This is a genomic window from Micromonospora sp. D93, from assembly GCF_018070365.1.
Lineage (GTDB): Bacteria > Actinomycetota > Actinomycetes > Mycobacteriales > Micromonosporaceae > Micromonospora > Micromonospora ureilytica.
Genome location: NZ_JAGPXW010000011.1, coordinates 58,495 through 83,130, shown reverse-complemented (window position 1 = coordinate 83,130; position 24,636 = coordinate 58,495). Strand labels below are relative to the sequence as shown.

At 70.5% G+C, this 24,636-nt stretch carries 17 protein-coding genes; 5 read left to right on the top strand and 12 right to left on the bottom strand.

Annotated features, from left to right (window positions below; translation table 11 throughout):
* Positions 1 to 384 precede the first annotated feature (384 nt).
* Positions 385 to 2,070 (top strand): P-loop ATPase, Sll1717 family, encoded by a 1,686-nt coding sequence (locus KBX71_RS15055; protein ID WP_210818499.1) that lies wholly within the window; start codon positions 385 to 387, stop codon positions 2,068 to 2,070.
* A 183-nt stretch (positions 2,071 to 2,253) separates the two neighbouring features.
* Here the strand turns inward: KBX71_RS15055 and treZ are convergent, their stop codons facing one another.
* Genes treZ through glgX form a run of 3 tightly spaced genes read right to left on the bottom strand, consistent with a single transcriptional unit; the run spans position 2,254 to position 8,400 of the window.
* A complete protein-coding gene (gene treZ, locus KBX71_RS15050) occupies positions 2,254 to 3,978 on the bottom strand; it encodes a malto-oligosyltrehalose trehalohydrolase (RefSeq protein WP_210818498.1) in 1,725 nt (574 codons plus the stop codon).
* Positions 3,975 to 6,281: a malto-oligosyltrehalose synthase gene (gene treY, locus KBX71_RS15045; protein ID WP_210818497.1), complete on the bottom strand. Its 2,307-nt coding sequence runs from the start codon at positions 6,279 to 6,281 to the stop codon at positions 3,975 to 3,977. The genes treZ and treY overlap by 4 nt, the downstream gene beginning before the upstream one ends.
* Before the next feature lies 1 nt (position 6,282).
* Positions 6,283 to 8,400: a glycogen debranching protein GlgX gene (gene glgX, locus KBX71_RS15040; protein ID WP_210818496.1), complete on the bottom strand. Its 2,118-nt coding sequence runs from the start codon at positions 8,398 to 8,400 to the stop codon at positions 6,283 to 6,285.
* 499 nt (positions 8,401 to 8,899) lie between these two features.
* On the opposite strand from glgX, the gene KBX71_RS15035 reads away from it, so the two are divergent.
* Positions 8,900 to 10,171 carry a glycosyltransferase family 4 protein gene (locus KBX71_RS15035; protein ID WP_247683528.1) on the top strand — a complete coding sequence of 424 codons (1,272 nt, stop codon included), beginning with the start codon at positions 8,900 to 8,902 and terminating at the stop codon, positions 10,169 to 10,171.
* Between the two features lie 200 nt (positions 10,172 to 10,371).
* Here KBX71_RS15035 and KBX71_RS15030 read toward each other — a convergent pair whose 3' ends face one another.
* From KBX71_RS15030 to KBX71_RS15015, 4 genes are all read right to left on the bottom strand, one after another.
* Positions 10,372 to 11,655: a citrate synthase gene (locus KBX71_RS15030; protein ID WP_091408199.1), complete on the bottom strand. Its 1,284-nt coding sequence runs from the start codon at positions 11,653 to 11,655 to the stop codon at positions 10,372 to 10,374.
* Positions 11,656 to 11,864: 209 nt separating this feature from the next.
* Positions 11,865 to 13,868: a sulfatase-like hydrolase/transferase gene (locus KBX71_RS15025; protein WP_210818494.1), complete on the bottom strand. Its 2,004-nt coding sequence runs from the start codon at positions 13,866 to 13,868 to the stop codon at positions 11,865 to 11,867.
* Complete coding sequence (locus tag KBX71_RS15020; protein WP_210818493.1) at positions 13,861 to 15,291, bottom strand: bifunctional 2-polyprenyl-6-hydroxyphenol methylase/3-demethylubiquinol 3-O-methyltransferase UbiG; 1,431 nt, start codon at positions 15,289 to 15,291, stop codon at positions 13,861 to 13,863. Before KBX71_RS15020 ends, KBX71_RS15025 begins: the two co-directional genes overlap by 8 nt.
* Before the next feature lie 16 nt (positions 15,292 to 15,307).
* Positions 15,308 to 15,457 carry a hypothetical protein gene (locus tag KBX71_RS15015; RefSeq protein WP_167492911.1) on the bottom strand — a complete coding sequence of 50 codons (150 nt, stop codon included), beginning with the start codon at positions 15,455 to 15,457 and terminating at the stop codon, positions 15,308 to 15,310.
* 199 nt (positions 15,458 to 15,656) lie between these two features.
* On the opposite strand from KBX71_RS15015, the gene KBX71_RS15010 reads away from it, so the two are divergent.
* Positions 15,657 to 16,505, top strand: coding sequence for an arginase family protein (locus KBX71_RS15010; protein WP_247683527.1), 849 nt, complete (start codon positions 15,657 to 15,659; stop codon positions 16,503 to 16,505).
* 12 nt (positions 16,506 to 16,517) lie between these two features.
* Here the strand turns inward: KBX71_RS15010 and KBX71_RS15005 are convergent, their stop codons facing one another.
* The 5 genes from KBX71_RS15005 to KBX71_RS14985 form a co-directional block, all read right to left on the bottom strand.
* Positions 16,518 to 17,795 (bottom strand): glycosyltransferase, encoded by a 1,278-nt coding sequence (locus KBX71_RS15005; protein ID WP_374102603.1) that lies wholly within the window; start codon positions 17,793 to 17,795, stop codon positions 16,518 to 16,520.
* 2 nt (positions 17,796 to 17,797) lie between these two features.
* Positions 17,798 to 20,038, bottom strand: a complete 2,241-nt coding sequence (locus KBX71_RS15000; RefSeq protein WP_210818490.1) for a glycosyltransferase family 39 protein — start codon at positions 20,036 to 20,038, stop codon at positions 17,798 to 17,800.
* Between the two features lie 44 nt (positions 20,039 to 20,082).
* Positions 20,083 to 21,528, bottom strand: coding sequence for a cell wall metabolism sensor histidine kinase WalK (locus tag KBX71_RS14995; protein WP_247683525.1), 1,446 nt, complete (start codon positions 21,526 to 21,528; stop codon positions 20,083 to 20,085).
* 31 nt (positions 21,529 to 21,559) lie between these two features.
* Complete coding sequence (locus KBX71_RS14990; RefSeq protein ID WP_372433046.1) at positions 21,560 to 22,300, bottom strand: response regulator transcription factor; 741 nt, start codon at positions 22,298 to 22,300, stop codon at positions 21,560 to 21,562.
* A 119-nt stretch (positions 22,301 to 22,419) separates the two neighbouring features.
* Entirely contained in the window at positions 22,420 to 22,650 is a 231-nt protein-coding gene (locus KBX71_RS14985; protein ID WP_179778827.1) for a hypothetical protein, read from the bottom strand.
* 201 nt (positions 22,651 to 22,851) lie between these two features.
* Between KBX71_RS14985 and KBX71_RS14980 the strand changes: the two genes are divergently transcribed.
* Together KBX71_RS14980 and KBX71_RS14975 are read left to right on the top strand one after the other, a co-directional pair.
* A complete protein-coding gene (locus KBX71_RS14980) occupies positions 22,852 to 23,799 on the top strand; it encodes a serine/threonine-protein kinase (RefSeq protein ID WP_210818488.1) in 948 nt (315 codons plus the stop codon).
* Positions 23,800 to 23,892: 93 nt separating this feature from the next.
* Positions 23,893 to 24,318 (top strand): OsmC family protein, encoded by a 426-nt coding sequence (locus tag KBX71_RS14975; protein ID WP_124819422.1) that lies wholly within the window; start codon positions 23,893 to 23,895, stop codon positions 24,316 to 24,318.
* Positions 24,319 to 24,636: the final 318 nt, after the last annotated feature.

The following is a 24,636-nucleotide window of genomic DNA, read 5'->3' as shown; positions in this document are numbered from 1 at the left end:
GACACGTGACCATTTCGGACGAGTCCCTACAGGCGCGGGCGCCTTAAGGCAGCAGCGGGTGACCGGCCGCTACGACTAGCACCGGCCGGCCTTCAGGACTCGCGGCAACCACCGTGGTATCGAAACATAGATCAACAAGTACTACCTCAACTCATTTGGCACCCGTGGGCCAACTTCGACGATGCCGGGGTGAGCAGCAGGGCGCCCAGGCCCCAGCTCGAGAGGGTCGCGCCTCTCGCCAAACGTCCTTGCAGTGCCCTACGGGGCCGGGCGGCGCAAGGCGGTTGTCTGAATGTTGACCTTAGCTCCCAGCCTGGCCCCCTTAGGCAATGTCCTTGTATAGGGTGAGCCCTTCTATTTGGCCCCTGACCAGAAGGAGCCCTTATGCCTAGTCGACACCCGAAGCAACGCATCCGCAACGACTTCACCTTGGGCCGGGGCGCCGCCGAACACGACGGTCAGTTTCTCGACGCCTTTTATGAAACCTGGCTGTATCGGGCAATCCTCTCAAAAGAGGACGAACGATGCTTTATTATTGGCCGTACCGGCAGCGGCAAGTCAGCGCTCTTCCGTCAGCTAGAAATCGATCAACGGGAACACCTGATTCGCCTCATCCCAGAAGACCTGGCACTGACATACATCACCGAGACGCAAGCCATTCAATTCCTCAAGGCACTGAACGTCCATTTGGACTCACTCTTCATAGCACTCTGGAAGCACGTTCTGATTATTGAGATCATCAAACACCGCTACAGAGTCGACTCTCTCGACGCCAAGCAGCGATTTATGGCACTTCTAATGGAGAAGATAAAGCGCGACCGAAGCAAGCAAGAAGCGCTGAAATACCTTGAAGAATTTGAAGGTAAGTTCTGGCAGGAGACGGATAAGAGAGTTACCGAAATAATAGAGAAGTTTGAAAGCCAAGTGAAGGCTGAGGCAGGCGGCAAGCTCGCAGCAGGCATCGGCGCACTTTCACTTAATGGAGGGGATTCATCGACAGAATCGACAGAGAGACGCTCTGAGCTTGTAAATCGATTTCAACGCTTAATTAATGAAACACAAATACCGCGCCTCAATAAAATGGAGCGCGTACTAAACGAAGACATCCTTGACAATGTACAGCACTATACATATATAGTTATCGATGATCTAGATCGAGACTGGGCGGACCAGGAGGTTATCAACGATCTAATCCGCTGCCTGTTCCGAGCCGTATCCGACCTGAATAGAGTTGCTAACCTCAAGATCATCGTAGCACTGCGGACGAACATCTTCGAAGCTCTCGACTTCGGGCGCACCGGCGGCCAGGAGGAGAAGTTCCGGGACGTCAGCCACCACATCAAATGGACGAAGCACGAGCTTCGAGAATTACTTGACAACCGGGCTGTTCTTGCCGCCGGCCGGCACGGCTTGGGGAACATCAGCTCGGTGGCCGATCTGCTGCCCCGGATGAACGACAAGAGGAAGGACCCTCTGGACTATGTCTTGAATCGCACACTACTCCGACCCCGTGACGCCATCATCTTCTTAAATAAATGTTTCGAAAGGGCCAATGGGAAGGAAAAATTGACCTGGAACGGGATCAAAACGGCTGAATCAGAGTACTCAAAAGATCGGCTACTTGCTCTCCGAGATGAATGGAAACCAACCTTCCCGGGCATCGATCAGGTTTTCAAGAAGTTCTCGGGATCTCCCCACACCCTTGACTGGAAGGAGATGGAAGCACGTTTGGTCGAGTGCGCGCTTCTCATTGCCGATCAGGAATACATCGGCAGGGCGTGGCTAGAGAGTATTAGCGAGCCCATGTATCTTGCGTCGTCATCAGACGATCCAACCATAGCCTGCCAGGGGCTTGTTCGACTGCTACACAACCTCGGCTTCATTGGCTGTATCGTTTCGAACCCCGATACATACGACCCGACCGTAATGGTCGACGACCCGGCAATTTACAATTACGATGACCCAAGCTTCCCGGATCACATCAGCAATCTTCGGTCAGTAACAGGATTCACCGTACACCCGGCGTTCCGGCCAGCCCTCGATATTCGAGATGCAGAAGTTTATCGATAAAATAGCGCTTCGCCAGCACAATACTGGCGCATCGACGAACCGTCGAAGAAACCGCCATGGTGAGCATCATTGGCAGCTGGATGTCAGCCTAAAAGAGTTCAAAGTACCGTCAAGCGAGGGCTCGCCAGCAACAGATCGCGTGCCGCCTGAGTGACATCTCCAAGATCGTCAAGTCGAAGGGCTTCAGAGTGCCACAATCGCCGCAGTTTCTGCCGGCAACTGGATCCGGTCCCGCATCACGGTGACCCCCTCCCCCGTAGCCAGCAGCACCCGCCGAGCCACCCCAGGCAGCGACACTCCCTGCCCCCGCCCAGCCAGGTTCGCCACCACAAGCGTGTCCCCCCGCCGCATCACCAGGAACTGATCCCCATGCTGCACAGAGACAGCGTTCAACCGAGGATCAGACAGGTCAGGCAACGACCGGCGCAAGGAGATCAACCGCTGGTAAAACGCCAGCATCGAAGCATGCTCAGGCTTGTCCAGCTCCGCCCAGTCCAACCGCGACCGCACGAACGTCTCCGGGTCCTGCGGATCGGGCACGTCCCCCTCCGGCCACCCGTGCGACGCGAACTCCCGCCGCCGCCCGGTCCGCACCGCAGAGGCCAGCTCCGGCTCCGGGTGCGAGGTGAAGAACTGCCACGGCGTTGAGGCAGCCCACTCCTCTCCCATGAACAGCATGGGAGTGAACGGTGCCGTCAGCAGCAACGTAGCCCCAACGCGCAGCAGCGAAGGCGACAGCGAAGCCGAGATCCGATCCCCGGTAGCCCGGTTCCCGATCTGGTCGTGGTTCTGCAAATAAGCCACGAGCCGATGACCAGGGACGCGGGAATCCAGAGGCCGCCCATGATGCCGATTCCGGAAGCTGGACCAGGTCCCCGCGTGGAAGAACCCCCCGGTCAGCACATCAGACAACGTCTCCAAAGAGCCGAAGTCCCCGTAGTACCCCTGCCGCTCCCCCGTCAGCAACGTGTGCAGGGCGTGGTGCGCGTCGTCGTTCCACTGCGCGTGCAGTCCGAACCCGCCCGCCTCGCGCGGCGTGATGAGCCGCGGGTCGTTGAGGTCCGATTCGGCGATGAGCGACAACGGCCGCCCCAGGTGCGTCGACAGGGACTCGACGGAAACCGCCATCTCTTCGAGCAGAGGAACCGCCCGCGAGTCCGGCAGGGCGTGCACAGCATCCAACCGCAGCCCGTCGACGTGGTAGTCGCGCAGCCACATGAGCACGCTGTCGATGATGTAGCGGCGTACCTCGTCGGAGTGCGGGCCGTCCAGGTTGACCGAGCGGCCCCAACTGTTGCTCTGCTCGGCGAGGTAGGGCCCGAACTGCGGCGCGTAGGCCCCGGAGGGCCCGAAATGGTTGTAGACAACGTCGAGGATCACCCCCAGACCGCGAGCGTGGGCGGCGTCGACGAACCGTTTCAGGCCGTCGGGGCCACCGTAGGGCTCGTGTGGGGCGTACCAGCAGACACCGTCGTACCCCCAGTTGTGTTCGCCGTTGAAGGCGTTGATCGGGAGCAGCTCGATCAGGTCGATGCCCAGGGACACGAGGTGGTCGAGGCGGTCGATGGCCGCGTCGAAGGTGCCTTCCGGGGTGAAGGTGCCGATGTGCAGCTCGTAGAGGATGCTCCCGGGCAGCTGCCGGCCCGTCCACGAGGAATCACTCCACTGGAACGCAAGATGGTCGTAGCGGCGGCTGGGCCCGTGCACTCCCGCAGGCTGCCACGGTGACCGGGGGTCGGGCAGTGGGGTTTCGTCGTCGTTCAGCAGAAAGGAGTAGTCGAGGCCGGCGTCGGGCACGTCGACCCGCCACCAGCCGTCGGCGGCGGCGCGCATCTCGTGGTCTGTGTCGCCGGCCAGGCGCAGCCGTACCCGGGTGGCGTCCGGTGCCCAGACGGAGAATTCGGTCATGAGAGGGCCTCCTCGGCAGCGGTGAGAGGAGCCAGCAGAGCCACGGGATAGTCGGCCAGAAGGTCGTCCAGTGCGGTCTCCCCGCCACTGTAGACCCGGCCGGTGAACAGGTCCTTCACCTCGTTAACGGGAAGTGACAGGGCTGTGTCGCACCACCCACCGGCGCGTGCCAGCCCGAGCGGCAGTCGGGTCGCCACGGCGATCACGCCGCCGCGGTCGAAGGCCACCACGTGTCGGCCCACCGGCCCGTGCGCGGGCACCGGGCGGTAGGTGGTGAACAGCTCCGGGTGCGCCCGCCGCAACCGCAGGGTCCGCGACACGACGAGCAGCTTCGCCGCTCCGTCGGTGTCGACCGGGGGACGCCAGCCGCCGTCGATGCGTGCCAGCATTTCTCGGCGTACGTCGAAGTCGACCGGGCGGCGGTTGTCCGGGTCGACGAGGGAGTTGTCCCACAGCTCGGTGCCCTGGTAGGTGTCCGGCACCCCGGGCATGGTGAGTTGGATCAGCTTCTGCCCGAGGGAGTTGCACCAGCCGGCCGGGGCGATGGCGGCGGCGAGTTCGGTCAGCTCGTCGTGCAGGCTCGGGTCGTCGTACATCAGGTCGACCACGGCGTGCACTGCCTGCTCGAAGGCCGGGTCGGGGTCCGCCCAACTGGTCGAGGCCCCGGCCTCCCGGGCGGCCTTCTCGACGTACGCGTGCAGCCGTTCCCGTTCGATCGGCCACGCGCCGACGGCGGTCTGCCAGAGCAGGTGGGCGAAGGCCGGGTCGGGCAGCGGCGCGTACTCCATCCAGGTCTTGACCTGCTCGGCCCAGCGGCCCGGCAGTTCGCTGAGCACGGCGAGGCGGGCGCGGACGTCCTCGCCGCGTTTGGTGTCGTGGGTGGAGAGGGTGGTCATGCTGGCGGGCCAGCGGACCTGTTGGGCCGTGGCGAAGCGGTGGAACTCCGCCGGCGGCACCCCGAAGTGGGCGGGGTTGTCGCCGACCTCGTTGAGTGCCACGAACCGGCTCCACCGGTAGAACGCGGTGTCCTCCACGCCCTTGGCCATCACCGCGCCGGTGAGCTGCGGGAACCGTCGGGCCAGCTCGTCGTCGGGGTTACGCAGTCGGCGGGTGACAGCGTCCAGGGCGGCGGCCAGGTGGGGGCGGCGGCGGCCGGCCTCGGAACGGGCGGCGGCGAGGTGCCGGGCGCCGTGCGGCGGGTAGCCCCGGTAGACGGCGAACGCGGCGGCCAGCTCGGCGAGCGCCGCGCGGGCCTGCTCGGTGGGCACCTCGGGGGCGAGGGCGGCCAGCCGGGTCAGCTCGGCGGCGAGCAGTTGGGTGGCGGCGGCCAGCTTCGTGGTGTGGGTCAGGTCCTCCCAGGAGGTGTGCTGCCCGGTGATGCGGTTGTCCAACGCGGTGAAGTCACCCTCGGCGTCGGTGTCGACGAAGAGCCCGCCGACCGCGGCCAGAGCGTCGTAGCCGGTGGTGCCGTCCACCGGCCAGTCCGGCAGCTCCTCGCCGTACTCCAGGATCTTCTCCACCACGAGCCAGGCGTCGGGTGCGGCGGCCCGCAACCGGGCCAGGTAGCCGGCCGGGTCGCGCAGGCCGTCCGGGTGGTCGACGCGGATGCCGTCGACCTCCCCGGCGGCGGCCCAGCGCAGGATCAGCTCGTGGGTGGCGGCGAAGACCGCCGGGTCCTCCACGCGCAGGCCCGCCAGGCCCGCGATGGCGAAGAATCGGCGGTACGTCAGCTCGGCGTCACCGCGCCGCCAGGAGACCAGCTCGTAGTGCTGCCGGTCGTGCACCTCCCGGGCGCTGCCGTCGCCGGTGCCGTCGGCGACCGGGAAGCGGTGCTCGTGGTAGCGCAGTTCCCCGTCGACGAGCTTGAGGTCGTCGAGGGCGGCCGGGTCGTCGCCCAGCACCGGCAGCAGCAGCCGGCCCCGGTCCCAGTCGATGTCGAACCAGTCGGCGTACGCCGAGTCGCGCCCCCGGCGCAGCACGTCCCACCAGGCCGGGTTGGCGGCCGGAACGGCGACCCCGGCGTGGTTGGGCACGATGTCGACGACGAGGCCGAGCTGCCTGTCGCGTAGCGCGCGCAGCAGCCGCTGCCGGGCGGCCTCCCCGCCCAGTTCCGGGTTGACGGCCCGGTGGTCGACCACGTCGTAGCCGTGCTGGGAGCCGGGGGTGGCGGTCAGCAGCGGGGCGCTGTAGAGGTGGCTGACGCCGAGGTCGTCCAGGTAGTCGACGATCGCGGCCGTGGCGTCCAGGTCGAAGCCGGGACGGACCTGGATGCGGTAGGTGGCCTTGGGAGGGGTGGCCGGCATGTCAGATCGTCCTCTCCAGCACGACGAGGGAGCGGTCCGGCACCCGGATGGTGCCGCCCGCGCTGATCACCGTGGCGTCGCCCGGCTCGGGTTCGGCGGTGCTGATCACCCGTTCCCACTTCTGGCCGTACTCGCTGCCGGGCAGGATGAAGTCCAGCGGCGCGTCGTGGGCGTTGAAGCAGAGCAGGAACGACGCGTCGTGGTGCTTCTGGCCGTACTGGCCGCGCTCGCGGATGCCCTCGCCGTTGACGAACAGCGCCACCGAGCGGCCGAAGTCATTGCCCCAGTCTTCGCCGGTCATCTCCCGCCCGTCCGGGGTGTGCCAGGCCAGGTCGGGCAGCGGCTCGTCGATGCCGCGCCCGTTGACCGGCAGGCCGGTGAAGAAGCGGCGACGCCGGAACACCTGGTGACGTTTGCGAAACGCGGTGAGCGTCTGCACGAACTCCAGCAGCTGCTCGTCGGCGTTGTCCCAGTCGACCCAGGCCAGCTCGCTGTCCTGGCAGTAGACGTTGTTGTTGCCGTGCTGGGTGCGGCCCAGCTCGTCACCGTGACCGATCATCGGCACGCCCTGCGACAGCATCAGGGTGGCCAGGAAGTTACGCCGCTGCTTGGCCCGCAGGGCGAGGACCGCCTCGTCGGCGGTGTCGCCCTCGACCCCGCAGTTCCAGGACCGGTTGTGGCTCTCGCCGTCGCGGTTCTCCTCGCCGTTGGCCTCGTTGTGCTTGTCGTTGTACGACACCAGGTCGTTGAGGGTGAACCCGTCGTGCACGGTGACGAAGTTGATGCTGTGGAAGGGGCGGCGGCCGTCGTCCTGGTAGAGGTCGGCGGAGCCGGAGATCCGGGACGCGAACTCGGCGAGGGTGGCCGGCTCACCGCGCCAGAAGTCCCGAACGGTGTCGCGGTACTTGCCGTTCCACTCCGTCCACAGCGGCGGGAAGTTGCCCACCTGGTAGCCGCCGGGGCCGACGTCCCACGGTTCGGCGATCAGCTTCACCTGGCTGACCACCGGGTCCTGCTGCACCACCTCGAAGAACGTGGAGAGCCGATCCACCTCGTAGAACTCGCGGGCCAGGGTGGCCGCCAGGTCGAACCGGAAGCCGTCGACGTGCATCTCGGTCACCCAGTACCGCAGCGAATCCATGATCAGTTGCAGTGAGTGCGGGCTGCGCACGTTGAGGCTGTTGCCGGTGCCGGTGTAGTCGACGAAGTAGCGGCGGTCCTCCTCGCTGAGCCGGTAGTAGCTCGGCGCGTCCACGCCCTTGAAGCTCAGCGTCGGCCCGAGGTGGTTGCCCTCGGCGGTGTGGTTGTAGACCACGTCGAGGATGACCTCGATGCCGGCCGCGTGCAGGGCCTTCACCATGCCCCGGAACTCCTGCACCTGCTGGCCGGTCCGGCCCAGCGCCGAGTAGCCGTGGTGCGGGGCGAAGAAGCCGATGCTGTTGTAACCCCAGTAGTTCTTCAGCCCCAGGTCGACGAGGCGGTTGTCGTGGATGAACTGGTGCACCGGCATCAGCTCGATCGCCGTCACCCCGAGCCGGGTCAGATAGTCGATCATCGGCGGGGAGGCGATGCCCGCGTACGTGCCGCGCAGCTCCTCCGGGATGTCCGGGTGGCGCATGGTCAGCCCGCGCACGTGCGCCTCGTAGATCACCGAGTGGTGGTAAGGAGTGCGCGGCGGCCGGTCGTTGCCCCAGTCGAAGTACGGGTTGACCACCACCGACTTCGGCATGAACGGCGCCGAGTCGGTCTCCGACATCCGCTCCGGCTCGTTCAGGTCGTAGTCGTAGACCGCCGGGTCCCACTCCACGTCACCGTCGATGGCCTTCGCGTACGGGTCGATCAGGAGCTTGTGCGGGTTGCAGCGCAACCCGTTCGCCTGGTCGTACGGGCCGTACACCCGGTAGCCGTACCGTTGGCCCGGCTCGATGCCCGGCAGGTACGCGTGCCACACGTACGCGTCCACCTCGCGCAGCTCGACGCGGCGCTCCGCGCCGGTGTCCCACTCGTCGAAGAGGCACAGCTCGATCCGCTCGGCTACCTCGGAGAAGATGGCGAAGTTGGTGCCCATCCCGTCGTAGGTGGCACCAAGGGGGTACCGCTCGCCCGGCCAGACCTGCATGTCGCTCCTTCAGACCATGGTCATGTGCGCCCCGGCCGATTTCCGCCCGCGCGCACGCGGGTATTGCCCCCCGACCGGGCACGCCAATCCATCCTTGCAGCACCGCCCGGAAACCACCTGTCTGATGCGCGCTACACCACTCGGGTGTCCTCCGTCACGATGGCCCTTTTCAAGATGCGTTCTTGGGTCCGATGGACTTTCCTTGATCGGGGACAAGCGTTCGCGTGTGCCCGCCAGGCCCTCGGCCACCCCTTACACCTCTCGCTCCGCCGCCACTGATGCCGGCGCGCGCCACCATGCATGGACGGAGATTGATGTGACACTGCGGGTCGACGAGCAGCTCGCTGCCACCAAGGACCGGGCCCACCGGCCCACACTGACCTCCCGGCCCCCCGCGCAGCCCGGTCCCACGGCACCGTCCGGTCCCACCGCGCAGCCCGGCACGCCCGTGCCGGCGCAGCCGGGCCCCGGGGTGCCCCCGCAGACCCGCCGCATCCTCATGCTGTCCTGGGAGTACCCGCCGGTGCTCGTCGGCGGCCTCGGTCGACACGTGCACGCCCTCTCCGTCGCCCTCGCCGCCGCCGGCCACGAGGTCACCGTCGTCACCCGCCACTGCGAAGGCGCACCCCTGGAGGAGTACGCCGACGGCGTGCGCATCCTGCGCGCCCCCGAGGACCCGGTCACCTTCCCGCTCGCCACCGGCTCGCTGCTGGCCTGGACGATGGCCTTCAACCACAGCCTCACCCGCACCGCGCTGCGCGCCACCCAGGCCGGCTCGTACGACGTCATCCACGCCCACGACTGGCTCGTCGCGCACACCGCTATGACGTTGCGCGACCACCTGGACATCCCGCTGGTCAGCACGATCCACGCCACCGAGGCCGGTCGGCACCAGGGCTGGCTGCCGGAGGAGATGAACCGCACCATCCACGGCGTCGAGCAGTGGCTCAGCAGCGAGTCCAACCGGGTGATCGTCTGCTCCGGGTACATGCGCGACGAGGTGAACGCGCTGTTCGGCGTACCGGCCGGGCGGGTCGACGTGGTCGCCAACGGCGTGGAGCCGCACCGCTGGCAGGTGCCCGCGCGCGCCGTGGCCGCCGCCCGCGCCCGCTTCGCCGCGGACGGCCCGCTCGTCACCTTCGCCGGCCGCCTCGTGTACGAGAAGGGCGTGCAGCACCTGATCGCCGCGCTGCCCCGGCTGCGCGAGCGGCACCCCGGGCTGCGTGCCGTGATCGCCGGCGACGGCCCGTACCGTGCCGAACTGGAGGCCGAGGTGCACCGTCACGGCCTCGGGGGCATGGTCACCATGCCGGGCTTCCTCGGCGGCACCGACCTGCCCGCGCTGATGGCCGCGTCCGACTGCTTCGCCGTGCCGAGCATCTACGAGCCGTTCGGCATGGTCGCCCTCGAAGGCGCCGCAGCCGGCGCTCCCCTCGCCGTCGCCGCCACCGGTGGCCTCGGCGAGATCGTCGAACCGGGCGTCGCCGGGATGACCTTCCGCCCGCACGACCCGGAGAGCCTGACCGACGCCGTGGACGCGCTGCTGTCGGACCCCGACCGCGCCCGCGTCATGGCCCGCCGCGCCCGCCGGATGGTTCACGACCAGTACGGCTGGGCCGCCATCGCCCAGCGCACCGCCGCCAGCTACGCCGCCGCCATCCACCACGACACCGCGTTCACCGCCGAGCGCGCCGAACAGCGGATGTCGCAGGGTCGCGCGCTCCCGGCACTCCCCGAGGGCAACCTGCTCGCCGCCGCCGGCCTGCGCTGAGGTGCACGCCGCGCGCTGACGCCGCCTTCGGAGCCGGAACAGCCCTCCCCGGCCAGCGGGCCTCGTCCTGGTGAGCCTGATGCCTGTGAGTCATCGTCATGACTCACAGGCATCACCCTCATCAGGGATCGCGGGGCGGGAACGACGCAGGCCGCCGACCCCGGTCGGGTCGACGGCCTGCTGGTGAAGCGAGGAGCGGGTCAGCGCTCGCCGAAGGGGACGTAGTCCCGCTCGGCGGAGCCGACGTAGACCTGCCGCGGACGGCCGATCTTGGTCTCCGGGTCGCTGATCATCTCGCGCCACTGGGCGATCCAGCCGGGGAGCCGGCCGAGCGCGAAGAGCACCGTGAACATCTTGGTCGGGAAACCCATGGCCTTGTAGATCAGGCCGGTGTAGAAGTCCACGTTCGGGTAGAGCCGACGGGAGACGAAGAAGTCGTCGGCGAGGGCGATCTCCTCCAGCTCCATGGCGATGTCCAGCAGCGGGTCGGGCTTGGCCATCCGGCCCAGCACGTCCTGCGCGGCCTTCTTGACGATCGCCGCCCGCGGGTCGTAGTTCTTGTAGACCCGGTGGCCGAAGCCCATCAGCTTGACGCCGTCCTGCTTGTCCTTGACCTTGCGGACGAAGGACCGGACGTCGCCGTCGCCGGCGTGGATCTGCTGGAGCATCTCCAGCACCGCCTGGTTGGCGCCACCGTGCAGGGGGCCGAACAGCGCGTTCACGCCGGCCGAGACCGAGGCGAACAGGTTGGCGTTGCTGGAGCCGACCAGACGGACTGTCGACGTGGAGCAGTTCTGCTCGTGGTCGGCGTGCAGGACGAAGAGCATGTCCAGCACCTTCGACATCACCGGGTCGACCTCGTACGGCTCCGCCGGCACGCCGAACGTCATCCGCAGCAGGTTGTCCACGTACCCCAGCGAGTTGTCCGGGTACAGCAGTGGCTGACCGATGGACTTCTTGTACGCGTACGACGCGATGGTGGGGACCTTCGCCATCAGCCGGACCGTGGAGATCTCCACGTGCTCGGAGTCGAACGGGTCCAGGCTGTCCTGGTAAAAGGTGGACAGGGCGCTCACCGCGGACGAGAGCACCGCCATCGGGTGGGCGTCCCGGGGGAAGCCGTCGAAGAAGCGGCGCATCTCCTCGTGCAGCAGCGAGTGCCGCCGAATCCACTCGGTGAACTCGGTCAGCTGCTGCTCGGTCGGCAGCTCACCGTAGATGAGCAGGTAGGAGACCTCCAGGAAGGAGGACTTCTCGGCCAGCTGCTCGATCGGGTACCCCCGGTAACGCAGGATCCCCGCGTCGCCGTCGATGTAGGTGATCGCGGATGAGGCAGCGGCGGTGTTGACGAAACCGGGGTCGTACGTGGTCATCCCGGTTTCCTTCAGCAGCTTGCTCACCCCGATACCGGCGGGGCCCTCGACCGCAGGATGCACCGGCATCGACAGCTGCCCACCGGGGTGATCGAGCTTGACTTCCGTCATGTGGTTCCTCGCTTCGCCGGCAGATCTACGTTGAATTGCCTTCGCTTCTACCGTAATTGCGGCTCGGGGGACAACGCCCGCCGTGGTTCGGCGGTGAGGTATGCGTCACCCGATTCCCGACCGGGCGCCCGGGAAACCCGGCATCCCGCCAGCCGGGACCAGACCAGACCGACCAGGCAAGCCAGGCCGGACCCAACCCGGAAGCCAGGTCAGGACAGGGCGAGGCGTCGCAGCGTACCGTCCGTCGCGACCTGGAAGACGTCGAGCTTGTTGGTGCCGGCGTGGAACAGCTTGTCGTCGGCGAGCAGCGCGGCGAAGCGGCGTCCGCCGGGGTCGGCCGGCACCACCGGGACGACGGCCCCGATGCGGCCGTTCACGGCGACGGCGAGCAGTGTGCCGTCCGGGATCCGGTCCGGGACGTCGCCCCAGACGAGCGCCGGGAGGGTGCCGGTGTCCGGGTCCGTGGCGGTGAACGCGGCCAAATCGGCGACCCGGGCGCTTCCGGCGGCCGGGGCGGCGCTCACCTCGGTGCCGACCAGGGGGTGCGGTGTCGGCAGGGGCGGCGGGGCGGGCACGCCACCGGGGAAGGTGACGGGTTCGCCGGGGCGGTCGTAGAAGTGCTTCGTGCCGTCGGTGCGGGGGGCCTGTCGGGCGGAGCGCCCGTCGACACGCCAGGGCAGCCGGACGCCGGCCTCGTCGGCCACTGTCGGCAGCAGGTCGACGTGTTCCCAGTTGCGGTCGTCCACCCGGCCGGCCTGCTGTCGGGGCTCCTTCACGAACGTCGGCACCCAGGCGACCTCGCCGGCGGCGGCCTTGATGGCGTCCATGCCCCGGCCCTGGGCGCCGGGGCGGAAGCTGACCCCGTGGTCGGCGGTCACCACGACGAGGGCCTGGTCGTAGAGGCCGTTGGCGCGCAGCGTCCGCAGCGTCTCGCCGATCAGCCGGTCGGTGTAGCCGAGTTGGGCGAGGTGCCGCTGCCGGGCCAGGTCGACCCACCCGGCGCCGTCGTTGGGCAGGTCCTCGGGGGCGTCGTAGCGCGCCCCGGACGGCAGGTACGCCCACGGTGAGTGCGGCATCAGCAGGTGCAGGAAGTGCAGCGTGGGCCGGTTTGTCGGTTTCAGCCCGGCCAGGAAGCTGGTGAACCGGGCGGGTTGGTTGTCGTCCAGGCTGTCCCAGCGGAACTTCGGGTCGGCCGGCACCGGTTCGGCGGCGTCCAGGCCGGCCTCGGCCCGGGTCTGCTCGCGGTAGGAGTCTTCCGGGTCGACGGCGCTCTCCGTCGGCCCGGCGACCCGGCCGAGTAGTTTGCCGGTCTCCCGGACCAGCACGCCGAGCCCCTGCTCCGGGGTGACCGGCTGCTCGCAACGGCTCGGTGGGCAGAGTCGGGTGATGCTCTCCTCGGCGCGGATGTCGTACAGGCCGCCGAAGGCGGTGAAGATGTTGTCCGGGTACTGCGAGTAGTGCGGGGCGACCGACCGCGCCGGGTAGCGGCCGGTGAGCATCGCCGGCAGCGCGTTGGGCGTCCACCCGCTGACGCCTGTGGAGTTGCGGTACCAGGTGGAGCCGCCGGCCAGCTCGGCGAAGTGCGGGTACCGCCCGGCGTCGATCTTTCCGTCCGCGCCGAGCAGGCTGACCAGCGGCAGCTCGTCGAGGATCAGCATGACCACCGGCGGGTGCACGGCCGCGCCCTGCGCGGTGCCGGCCGCACCGCCGTCGCCGCGCGGCAGGACCACCGCCGAGGTGGGTGAGACGAGCAGGAAGAGCATCACGAAGGCCACCGGGCCGGCGGCGGCCAGTCGCAGCACCCGGCCCGGCGCCCGCCACCGCCGGTGTGCGGCCGCGCCGGCGGCTCCGGCCAGCACGGCCACCAGCAGCAGCGGTACGCCCCGAAGTGGCGTCACGTGCCGGCCCACCTGCACGGCGAGTGCGGCGATCAGCAGCCCGACCAGCCCGGTGTGGGTGATGGCGCGGGCGGTCCGGCCGGCGAGGCGGCTGAGCGCGCCGAGCAGCGCCACCCCGGCCGTGGGGACCACCGTCACCAGGGCGACCAACAGCAGGATCTGGGCCGGGTCGGCGCGGTGGAAGAGGAAGAAGTCGGGGCTGCGGCCGAGCACGTCCAGCAGCGGCTGGGTGACCACGAGGCCGACCAGCGCGACGATCTCCAGCACCCGCCCCAGCTCGCCGCGCCAGCCGTGGAACCATCGCCGTTCAGCCACCCATCACCGTCCGGTAGAGCGTGCGGGTGCCCGAGGGAAGTTCCAGCCGGTCGGTGATCCGGCCCCGGGCGGCGAGCAACGCCTCGAAGGTGTCGCGTCGGTAGTCCGGGAAGAGACCGGCGGGCTTGTTGGCCAGCAGCCGGGTCGCCATCGGGTCCTCCGGGTGGACGAACTCCACCACCACCGCCCCGCCCGGCGCGGTCAGCCCGGCCAGCCAGTCGATGACCTCCGGCAGCGGCACGTTGCGCCCGATCGCCAGGTGGTGCACCACGGCCAGGGCGAGGACGACGTCGGCGGACGCCCGCTCGGCGAAGCCGGCCCGCTCGACGCCCCGCCAGCCGCCACCCGGCGAGGGGTCGGCCAGGTCCAGTACCAGCGGGAGGATGCGGCGCTGCCCCTCGGAGCGCAGCTGTCGGTACAGCTCGTCGACGACTGTCGGGTCCTGCTCGACGGCGACCACGTAGTCGGCGTGCCCGGCCGCCAGCCGGGAGTACCGGCCGTCGTTGGCGCCGAGGTCGAGCACCAGGCGGGGACGGGTGCCGGCGGCCACCGCGACGGCCACGAACTGCTCCTTCGCCACCCGGTCGCGGGCCGAGTAGCCGCAGGTGCGCTGGTAGTCCGACCAGTGGCTCTCGGGCGGGCGGCGGTCCAGCTTGCGGACCAGTTTCTCGATGCCGCGGACGGTGGCGAGCAGCAACTCCCGGGAGAAGCCGGCGGCCCGCAGTTGGTCGCGTACGTCGCTGGTGCTGGCGGCGGCGTTGCGTTGCTGCATGGCCCCGTGCAGGTGCAGGTGGGTCAGCACGCCGGGGCGCAGTCGGCGGGCCCCGTTGAACAGCGGCCGTAGCTCGTCGGCCTCGATGCCGTCGACCCGGGCGCGCAACCACGGTTGGAAGTCGACGCCCAGGTGGGCGGTGAGCATCAGCGGGTAGAGCACGGTCTGGCAGAACTGCCGGTAGCCGGCCCACGGTTCGCCGTCGCGGACCGGCTCGAAGGAGCCGATGTCGATGAAGACCGGTTCGGCGCCGCGCCACTGCAGGTTGTACGCCGAGCCGTCCTTGGTGGTGAAACCCTCGCCGAGCGCGGCGTTCAGGATCTCCAGGTGCAGCAGGGCGGCGTCGCGCAGCATGCTGAACGACCACTCGTACGGGTGGGAGACGAACGGGATGCGCTCGTGGCGCAGCACGGCGGCCCACGGCGTCCCGGTCGCGGCGGGCACCAGGGCGGGCGGGGCGTCCTCGGTGGCGCAGACCTTGCGCGCGGCGACGAGCGCCGGGAAGAACGTGCTGCCGGTCAGTGCCCGCCAGTGCTCGGCGGCCTGGGAGTCCAGCCCGCGCAGCACCTCGTCGCCGACGTGGAAGACCCGGTTGGCCGGGTCGCGGAAGGAGGCCGGCTCGGGCCGCGCCTCGATGGGTGAGATCGCCATCGTCGGACTGGCCAGCTCAGCGCGGGTCGGTGGGTTGCCGGCGGAACCTGTCGACCAGCCGTCGCCAGTAGAGCTTCGCGGCGACCGCTACGCCGGCCACCCCGCCGACGACCGCCTGCACGATCAGGCTGCCGGACCCCGCATCCAGGTAGGCCAGATGTTCCACCGATCGCTCCTTGCCTCGCCGCCTCGACACCGGCGTCCCAGGCGTACACCGATGAGGCTTTTAACCCAGAAAGCCGGACTTGTCCATCACCGTACGCCGGACCCTGTCGCCGTCGCGGGCACATCGGCGTACTCCCAGCCTCACCACAGAATGCGGCCGGGACGGCGGGTCGCGCCGGTACGCTGCGGACGTGCGCTGGATGATCGTGGACGCGCCGCTGGACTCCTCCGGCGCCGGGCGCGGCGAGGAGCGGGCCCCGGCCGCGCTGCGCCGGGCCGGCCTGCGTGAGGCCCTGTCCGCCGACGACGACGGGCAGATCGACGAGGCGCGGTTGCGCGACCCGAACCGTGACCCGGCGAGTGGGGTGATCGGCGCGGCGGGCCTGGTCCGGGCCGGCGGCGCCATCGCCGCGCGGATCGGCGCGCTCATCGCGGACGGCCACCGACCACTGGTGCTCGGTGGGGACTGCGCGATCCTGCCCGGCATCTGCCGCGCCCTGCCCGCAGCGACCGACCTGTGGTTCGTCGACGCCCACCCGGACTTCCTCGACGGCACGACCTCCCCGACCGGTGAGGCCGCCGACATGGACCTCTCGGTGGTCACCGGGAACGGCCCCGCCGCCGCCGTCGGCCCGACCGGCACGCTGATCGAGCCGAGCCGCGTCCACCTGCTCGGGCACCGCCCGGCCACCGACGAGAGCAGCCGGGTCGAGGCGGCCCGGATCGACCCGGCGATCCGCCAGATCAACGTCGCCGAGCTGCTATGCCGGGGCGCGGCGACGGTCGGAGCGGGCCTCGCCGCCGACGGGGACGGGCCGGCCTGGCTGCATCTCGACCTGGACGTGGTGGACCCGCGAGACCTGCCCGCGGTGACCTATCCCGAGCCGGACGGGCCGCGCTGGGCGGACCTGATCGCGCTGGTCACGCCGTTGGCCCGCGCCGACCGGCTGCTCGGGATGAGCGTGACCGACCTGAACACCGACGAGGACCCCGACGGGCGGCACACGCGCCGCGTCGTCGAGGTCCTCACCGAGATCCTGGTCGGCTGACCGGTCGGTGCCTCAGGTACGCCTGTGATGCATGCCGAGGCGCAGCAGCACGAACCTCAGCACGGTGGCGGCCAGGTTCGCGGCCACCAGCACGGCCAGCTCCACCGGCCGGGCCGGTACGGCGGAGACGGCGTGCAGCACTGCCAACGCGCCGCTTGTCAACGCCAGACCGAGGGCGAAGGCCAGCAGCCCCTGCGCGTGATGTCGGGCGGCGTGCCGGCGTCCGCTGATGCCGAACGTGAGCCGCCGGTTCGCGGCCGTGTTCGCCACCGCGGTCACCAGCAACGCCAGCAGGTTCGCCGGCTGCGCGCCGAGCAGGCCCCGGGTGGCCACGAACAGCAGCAGGTACGCGAGCGTGCTCGCCACCCCCACCGCCGCGAACCGGACCAGCTGCCGGGGCAACCCGACCGGCACCTGCCCCCGCAGCGCCTGGCCGGGCGGGGCACCCGGCCCGATCGGCGGCGTCTCCCCCGGCTGGGCACGCGGCCCGGTGAGCGGTGCCCGGCCGAGCTGTGCGCGCAGGTCGGCCAGGGGCAGCGCGCCGGTCAGCAACGCCCGGCCCAGCCGGCCCACGCCGCGTAGGTCGGCCAGGGCCGTGGCGACGATGTCGACGCGGCTGTCCGGGTCGTCGACCCAGTCCACCGGCACCTCGTGGATGCGCAGCCCGGCCCGCTGGGCCAGCACCAGCAGCTCGGTGTCGAAGAACCAGCCGGTGTCCCGCACCAACGGCAGCAACTCCGCGGCCACGTCGGCGCGGATCGCCTTGAACCCGCACTGCGCGTCGGAGAACCGCGCCGCCAACGCGCCGCGCAGCAGCAGGTTGTAGGCCCGCGAGATCACCTCCCGTTTGGCGCCGCGCACCACCCGGGAGGTACGCGCCAGCCGGGTGCCGATCGCCAGGTCGGAGTGGCCGGAGATGAGTGGCGCGACAAGTGGCAGCAACGCCGCCAGGTCGGTGGAGAGGTCCACGTCCATGTAGGCGAGCACCGGCGCGGACGACGCCGACCAGGCGGCGGAGAGCGCCCTCCCCCGCCCCTTGGCGTCCAGGTGCAGCACCTCGACGCCGGGCAACTCGCCGGCGAGGCCGTCGGCCACCTTCAGGGTGTCGTCGACACTGGCGTTGTCGGCGATGGTGATCTGGAACGGGTACGGGAAGTGGGCGCTCAGGTGGGCGTGCAGCCGCCGTACGCACGGCCCGAGGTCAGCCTCCTCGTTGTAGACCGGGATCACCACGTCCAGCACGGTGGCGGTGGGTCGGGCCTGGACGGCGGCCCGGGGGCCGCCCAGCACGGTCACGACGCCTCCGTACCGGTGCTGAGGTCGTAGAGGGTGACCCCGTCGACGGTCTGCGCCGTGAACGTCTCCGCGACCCAGGCGGCGATCTCCTGGGACGCCGAGCTGCCGCCGTTGGCCCGGAAGCCACCGCCACCGACGAAGTAGTGGATCTTCCCGTCGGCCACGTACCGCTGGAACTGCGCGAGCGTCGGCGACGGGTCGCTGCCGTTGAACCCGCCGATCGGCATCACCGGTTCGCCGGTGGCGAGCTGATAGCCGGAGGCGTTGTTCGAGCCGATGGTCGCCGCCACCCAGGTGTAGTCGGCGCCGTCGCGCTCCAGCAGCTCGCGTAGCGCGGCGCTGGGCTCACGGGCGTCGAGCAGCCCGCCCATTCCCCCACCGGCCGGGCGTCCCTGGCCGCCGGTGGCGCCGTTTCGACCCCCGCCGGGGAAGCCGGGCCCCTGACCACCGTTCTGACCACCGCCGTTCTGGCCCCCGCCCGGGAACTGGCCGCCACCCGGGAACTGGCCGCCGCCGGGGAGTTGACCGCCGCCCGGCAGTTCCATACCGGCGGGCGGTCGCCCGCCGGGGAAGCCGCCCCGGCCGAACCCGCCCACCACGAACGGTCCGGCGCTCGGGATCGACCCGGTGTGCGGGGTCGCGGCGGTCTGCACCGCATACGCCACCGGGCCCGCGAGTGCCGCCGCCGCGCCAAGGCCCAGCACCACCGGCACCAACCGGTGGGGCAGTCGGGTGACCAGCAGGAACAGCGCCGCGCCGACCAGGCCGGCGACGAGCACCGTGGTCCGCAGCCACGGGTACCAGTCGGGACTGCGTCCGAGCAGCACCCACGCCCACCAGACGGTGACCGCGAGTGTGCCGGCGAGCGTCGCCGTGGCGGCCAGTGGGCGCCACCGCTGCCAACGTGTGCCGACAGCGGCACCGTCGGCGGACGCGGGCAACGGATCGCCGACTGGTGTCCCGGCGACCGCGGCCGAAGCCGGCGCCACGGCCGAAGCCGACTCCACGGCCGGTCGTCGCTCGCGCCAGAGCAGCGTCACGCCGATGCCGACCAGCGCGCCGATCGCCGGTGCGAGCGCCACCGTGTAGTAGGCGTGGAAGATCCCGGACATGAAGCTGAAGATCAGGCCGGTGACCAGCAGCCAGCCGCCCCAGAGCAGCAGCCCGGCCCGGGTACGGTCGGTGCGGGCCGCCCGCCCGGCCAGCAGCAGGCCGGCGACCAGCAGGATCAGCGCGGCCGGCAGCAGCCAGGAGACCTGACCACCGATCTCGCCGCCGAACATCCGCAGCACACCGCTCTGCCCGGAGAACGGGCCGCCGCCAGCGCCGCCGGGCCGCGCGCCACCGCCGCCGACGCTGCCGATCTCCTCGCCGGTGATCCGGCCGAGGCCGTTGTAGCCGAGGGTGAGTTCCAGGATGCTGTTGCCCTGCGAGCCGCCGATGTACGGGCGGGCGCTGGCCGGAACCAGCTCGACGAGCGCCACCCACCAGCCGGCCGAGACCACCACCGCCAGCCCGGCCAGCAGTAGCTGCCGGACCCGTCGCCACAGCCCGGTCGGCGCGGCCAGCAGGTAGACGCCGGCGAAGACCGGCACCACCAGGAACGCCTGCAACATCTTGGTGAGGAAGCCGAAGCCGACAAGCACGCCGACCAGCACGATCCACCGGGTGCTGGCCGTCTCCAGGGCGCGCACTGTGGCGTACGCCCCGGCGACCAGCAGCAGGACCAGCAGCGCGTCCGGGTTGTTGAACCGGAACATCAGCGTCGCCACCGGGGTGACCGCGAGGACCGCGCCGGCGATCAGACCGGCGGCCGGCCCGTACCAGCGCTTCACCGTCGCGTGCAGCACGCCGACCGAGGCGACCCCGCAGAGCGCCTGCGGCACGAGCATCGCCCAACTGTTCAGCCCGAAGACGCGCACGGACAGGGCCATCAGCCACAGCGACGCGGGTGTCTTGTCGACGGTGATGGAGTTGGCGGCGTCGGACGAGCCGTAGAGGAACGCCTTCCAGCTCACCGAGCCGGCCTGCACGGCCGCCGCGTAGAACGAGTTCGCCCAGCCGGACGCGCCCAGGCCCCACAGGTAGAGCAGGCCGGTGGCGAGCAGCAGGACCGCCAGTGCGGGCCGGGCCCAGGCCGGCGAGCGGGGCGTCGGCGGCGAGTGCTCGTCGGGGCGTGTGGCAGTTGGCGGCTCGGGTGCGGCGGGTGCCGTCGGCAGGGTCTCTGTTCTGTCCATGCGGCCAGCCTCGGCGGCGGGGCTGGCGCGACGCCGTGCGCCGACTATGCGTCAGCTGTGGGATTCGGCAGCCGGACGGTGACCATTGTCCGGCCTGGACGGCTCTGCACGCCGACCGTGCCGTGGTGGGCCTCCACCACGGCCGCGACGATCGCGAGGCCGAGGCCGGTGCTGCCGTGCGCGCGGGACCGGGAGCTGTCGCCCCGGGCGAACCGCTCGAACATCTCTGGTTGCAGCTCCACCGGCACCCCCGGCCCGTCGTCGGCGACGGTGAGCACGGCGCTGACGGCGTCGACGGCCAGCGTGGTGGTGACAGTGCTGCCGGGCGGCGTGTGCACCCGGGCGTTGGTGAGCAGGTTCGCCACCACCTGGTGCAGCCGGGCGGCGTCGCCGGGCACCCGGATCGCCACCTCGGGCAGTTCGAGCTGCCAGCGGTGCTCGGGACCGGCGACGTGCGCGTCACTGACCGCGTCCACCACCAGGGCGGTCAGGTCGACCGGTTCGACAGCGAGCGGCCGGCCGGTGTCGAGGCGGGCCAGCAGCAGCAGGTCGTCCACGAGGCTGGTCATCCGGGTGCTCTCCGACTCCACCCGGCGCAGCGCGTGTGCCACGTCGGTGGGAACCTCGTCGCGGCCCCGCCGGGCCACCTCGGCGTAGCCGCGGATCGCCGCGAGAGGTGTCCGCAACTCGTGGCTGGCGTCGGCGACGAACTGGCGTACCCGGGTCTCGCTGGCCTGCCGGGCGGAGAGCGCGTCGGCGACGTGGCCCAGCATCCGGTTCAGGGCCGCGCCGACCTGACCGACCTCGGTACGTGGGTCAGTGTCGGCGGTCGGGACCCGGACGGCGAGCGCCACCTCCCCCCGGTCCAGGGGCAGCTCGGTCACCCGGGTGGCGGTGGCGGCGACCCGGTTGAGCGGTCGCAGGGTCGCCCGCACGATCAGCGCGCCCGCCACACCGGCGAGCAGCAGCCCGACCGCGGCCACCCCGGCCTGCGCGGCGACCAGCGCCCAGATGGTCTCCTGCACGCCGGAGAGGGGAATGGCGACGACGCGTACCGGGCCGTCCCTGTACTGCCGGGCGACGGCCCGGTAGTCGCCGCGGTCGCCGAGGTCGACGGTCCGCGTTCTGCCGTCGACCGGCAGGTCCGCCAACGCGGCGACCTCTCCCACCTGGACGGGCTGCGGGTCGGGGAACGCGTTGGAGACGCTGTTGGTCAGGGTCCGGGCGCTGGTCACGCGGCCGTCGCTGATCTCGGCGACCACCGTGCCGGACGGCAGCCCGGGTGGGATGCCCGGTCCGTCACCGGGGAAGGCCGGCCGTCCCGGCCGCTCGCCCCGCATGCCCGTTGCCGGGGCCAACTGCGCGTCGAGCCGGTCGATCAGGAAGTGCCGCAGCGCCACGGTGGTCAGGCCACCGATCGCGACGCTGACCAACGCCAGCAGCGCGAGCAGGGCAAACACCAGTCGGGTACGCAGGGAGCGCCCGGCCAGCCACCCCCGGGCGGCGCGCAGCGGGCGGCGCCTACTCGGCGGGTTTGAGGACATAGCCCGCACCACGCAGCGTGTGGATCATCGGTGCCCGGCCGGCGTCGATCTTCTTGCGCAGGTACGAGATGTACAGCTCCACCACGTTGGCCTGGCCACCGAAGTCGTAGTTCCACACCCGGTCGAGGATCTGCGCCTTGCTGAGCACCCGACGCGGGTTGCGCATCAGATAGCGCAGCAGCTCGAACTCGGTCGCGGTGAGGGTGACGAGCTGGCCGGCCCGGCGGACCTCGTGGCTGTCCTCGTCGAGGCTGAGGTCACCGACGGTCAGCACCGCCTCCTCCCGGGCGGCGATCGCGAGCCCGGAGCGGCGCAGCAGCGCGCGCAGCCGGGCGATCACCTCCTCCAGGCTGAACGGTTTGGTGACGTAGTCGTCGCCGCCGACGGTCAACCCGGCGATGCGTTCCTCGACCGCGTCGCGGGCGGTCAGGAAGAGCACCGGCACGGTGGGGGCGTGTTCGCGCAGCCGGCGCAGCACCTGGAAACCGTCCAGGTCGGGCAACATCACGTCGAGGACCACAGCGTCCGGCTGGAACTGTCGGGCGGTGCTCAACGCCGCCATGCCGTTGCCGGCGGTACGGACCTGCCAGCCCTCGTAGCGCAGGGCCATCGACAGCAGGTCGGTGAGCGTGGGTTCGTCGTCGACCACCAGCACCCGGACGGGTTCACCGTCGGGGCGACGCAGCTCGATCCGGCTCGGCGCGGCCTGCCCGTTCATGACCATGCGCCCCATCGTGGCCGCGACGCCTGTGCCACGCCCCTGGGAAAGCTGTGCGCCAGCTGTGCGGTCGGGCCGACGCGACGCCGGCGTCGCCACCGGTCAGCCCCGCCTCGTGGTCACTCGGACACCCCGTACGCGTCGGTGCGCACGAAACGCATGCTCCAGCCGCCCGCCTCGTCGGGTCTGTCGCGTTCGTAGAGGTGATCGGGGCCGGGCTGCACCGGGCCCGTGCCGTCCGGGTGCCGCATGATCCAACGTGGGGGTGGGGCGCCGTCCGACCCGGCCGGCAGCAGCCGGACCAGGCCGTCCGCGGGCCCGCCGACGAAGCGTACGGTGACCTCGCTCATCGGGGCGTCCCCTCGGGTGACCGTGCCGGCACAATCGGTGACACCGGCTCTGGCTCGCAAGCTACCGCACCCACCGCCCCGGCGCAGCGAGGTGCGCAGCGCCGTCCGCCCCCGAGTCGGGCTCCGGTTTGCCCAGCTCGGAGGGCGGGTACCGCGATCGGTGCACCCGGCCGTCGGCGGGGCGAGGGCGAGGAGTGGTCGATGCGGACGCTGGACGGGCGGTATCGGCTCGAACAGCGCATCGGTGTGGGTGGGATGTCCGAGGTGTGGCGGGCGTACGACCAGGTGCTGGAACGGCCGGTCGCGGTGAAGCTCATCTCGCCCGGTCGCGGCGACCGGGACGGCCCGGTGGACCGGATCCGCGCCGAGGCCCGGTCGGCGGCCCGCCTGGAACACCCGAACGTGGCGAGCGTGCACGACTTCGGCACCTCCTCGACGTGGCCCGGTCGGCCGGTGCCCTACATCGTGATGGAGTTGGCCGAGGGTGAGACGCTCGCCGTGCACCTGCGCGCCGGGCCGCTGGACTGGCGGATCGCGGTGCGGGTCTGCGCGGAGGTCGCCGCCGCGCTGGCCGCCGCGCACGCCGAGGGCATCGTGCACCGGGACGTCAAACCCGCCAACGTCATGCTCACCCCGGCCGGGGTGAAGGTGCTCGACTTCGGCATCGCCATCGCCGCCGGGGAACCGGACCCGATGCCGACCGGGATGGTGCTCGGCACCCCGGCGTACCTGGCCCCCGAACAGTTGGACGAGGTGCCGGCCACCCCGGCCGCCGACATGTACGCCCTCGGCGTGCTGCTCTACTACAGCCTCACCGCCCGCCTGCCCTACCGCGCGGCGACCGCCAGCGAACTGCTGCTCGTACGCCGCCGTCAACCACCGGAGCCGCTGCCCGACATCGCCGGGCTCCCGCCGGAGGTCGCCGAGCTGTGCCACTCCTGCCTCGCCGACGACCCCGAGCAGCGTCCGACCAGCCTGGTCGCCGCGCTGCTGCTGGCCGAGGCCGTGGACGCCCGGGTGTACGTGCCGATGACGATCCCGACGACCCGCCGGCCGGCCCCGACCTCGCCGTGGACCGAACGGGCCGCCGCGGAGGCCACCGAGGCGGTGGCGGTGGCCCACGAGCCGAAGCTGCCCTCCGGGCGCTGACCGTGCCGCCCTCGGCCGTTTCGCCGGGCGGCCAACGGCGTTTCGCCGGGCGGCGAAGGGGTAGCCGGCCTGGTGAGCGACGGGAGAAACGCGATGCCGGATCAGAGTTCCTGGCTGCGTGAGGCCACAGCGACCGCCGAGGGCGGTCACGTACGCACCGACGATGGCGGGCTCTCCACCGCGCTGGCCTCACCGCTGGCGCCGCACTGCACCGGGCTGACCCCGGAACAGTTGCTGGCCGCGGCCTTCGCCTCCTGCCTGCACCACGCCGCGGTGGAGGTGGCCGGGGAGATCACCGACGAGGCGCACACCGTGCAGGTCCGGGCGGAGGCGAAGCTGGGGCGGGACAACGACGGCCGATACCGGGCCGACGTGCACGCGGAGATCTCCTCAGCCGGCCTGAGCCGGGATCAACTGGCCGACCTGGTCGAGTACGCCGACCGGCTCTGGCCGTTCTCCAGCAGCGACGCCAGCCGACACCGACTGACCGTCACCCCGGCCGAGAACGGCCGACACTAACGCCGCCTGCCCACCTCACCCGCCCCCACCTCGCCGATCTTGCGGTTTCGGTTGTCGATATCGGCGGGATAGCCCGATGTGTCGGGGCAGAAAGTGCAAGATCGCGGGGCAAGAGGTGCGGGGACGGTTAGACGAGTGGACCTGGGGGGTGTTCGGCGGAGTTCGGGGTCGGCTGTTCGGGTGAGGCTAGAAGGTGGGCGGGTTTGTGGGCGGCCGACGGCGGTGCGAGCGCATTATCCCGGCAAGTCGGGAATAACCGTCTGGTGTGATCCGCGAGGTTGATCAGCTTCGCTCAGGTTTTGCCCATTAAAGTCGGCA

What these genes read in the sequence shown, in the direction of transcription:
- KBX71_RS14975 (WP_124819422.1), top strand. Translation starts at nt 23,893, where the DNA reads ATGCCGGATCAGAGTTCCTGGCTGCGTGAGGCCACAGCGACCGCCGAG.
- KBX71_RS15030 (WP_091408199.1), bottom strand. Translation starts at nt 11,655, where the DNA reads ATGACGGAAGTCAAGCTCGATCACCCCGGTGGGCAGCTGTCGATGCCG.
- KBX71_RS15055 (WP_210818499.1), top strand. Translation starts at nt 385, where the DNA reads ATGCCTAGTCGACACCCGAAGCAACGCATCCGCAACGACTTCACCTTG.
- glgX (WP_210818496.1), bottom strand. Translation starts at nt 8,400, where the DNA reads ATGCAGGTCTGGCCGGGCGAGCGGTACCCCCTTGGTGCCACCTACGAC.
- KBX71_RS15035 (WP_247683528.1), top strand. Translation starts at nt 8,900, where the DNA reads ATGCTGTCCTGGGAGTACCCGCCGGTGCTCGTCGGCGGCCTCGGTCGA.
- KBX71_RS15020 (WP_210818493.1), bottom strand. Translation starts at nt 15,291, where the DNA reads ATGGCGATCTCACCCATCGAGGCGCGGCCCGAGCCGGCCTCCTTCCGC.
- treZ (WP_210818498.1), bottom strand. Translation starts at nt 3,978, where the DNA reads ATGACCGAATTCTCCGTCTGGGCACCGGACGCCACCCGGGTACGGCTG.
- KBX71_RS14990 (WP_372433046.1), bottom strand. Translation starts at nt 22,300, where the DNA reads ATGAACGGGCAGGCCGCGCCGAGCCGGATCGAGCTGCGTCGCCCCGAC.
- KBX71_RS14980 (WP_210818488.1), top strand. Translation starts at nt 22,852, where the DNA reads ATGCGGACGCTGGACGGGCGGTATCGGCTCGAACAGCGCATCGGTGTG.
- KBX71_RS15010 (WP_247683527.1), top strand. Translation starts at nt 15,657, where the DNA reads ATGATCGTGGACGCGCCGCTGGACTCCTCCGGCGCCGGGCGCGGCGAG.
- KBX71_RS15000 (WP_210818490.1), bottom strand. Translation starts at nt 20,038, where the DNA reads ATGGACAGAACAGAGACCCTGCCGACGGCACCCGCCGCACCCGAGCCG.
- treY (WP_210818497.1), bottom strand. Translation starts at nt 6,281, where the DNA reads ATGCCGGCCACCCCTCCCAAGGCCACCTACCGCATCCAGGTCCGTCCC.
- KBX71_RS14985 (WP_179778827.1), bottom strand. Translation starts at nt 22,650, where the DNA reads ATGAGCGAGGTCACCGTACGCTTCGTCGGCGGGCCCGCGGACGGCCTG.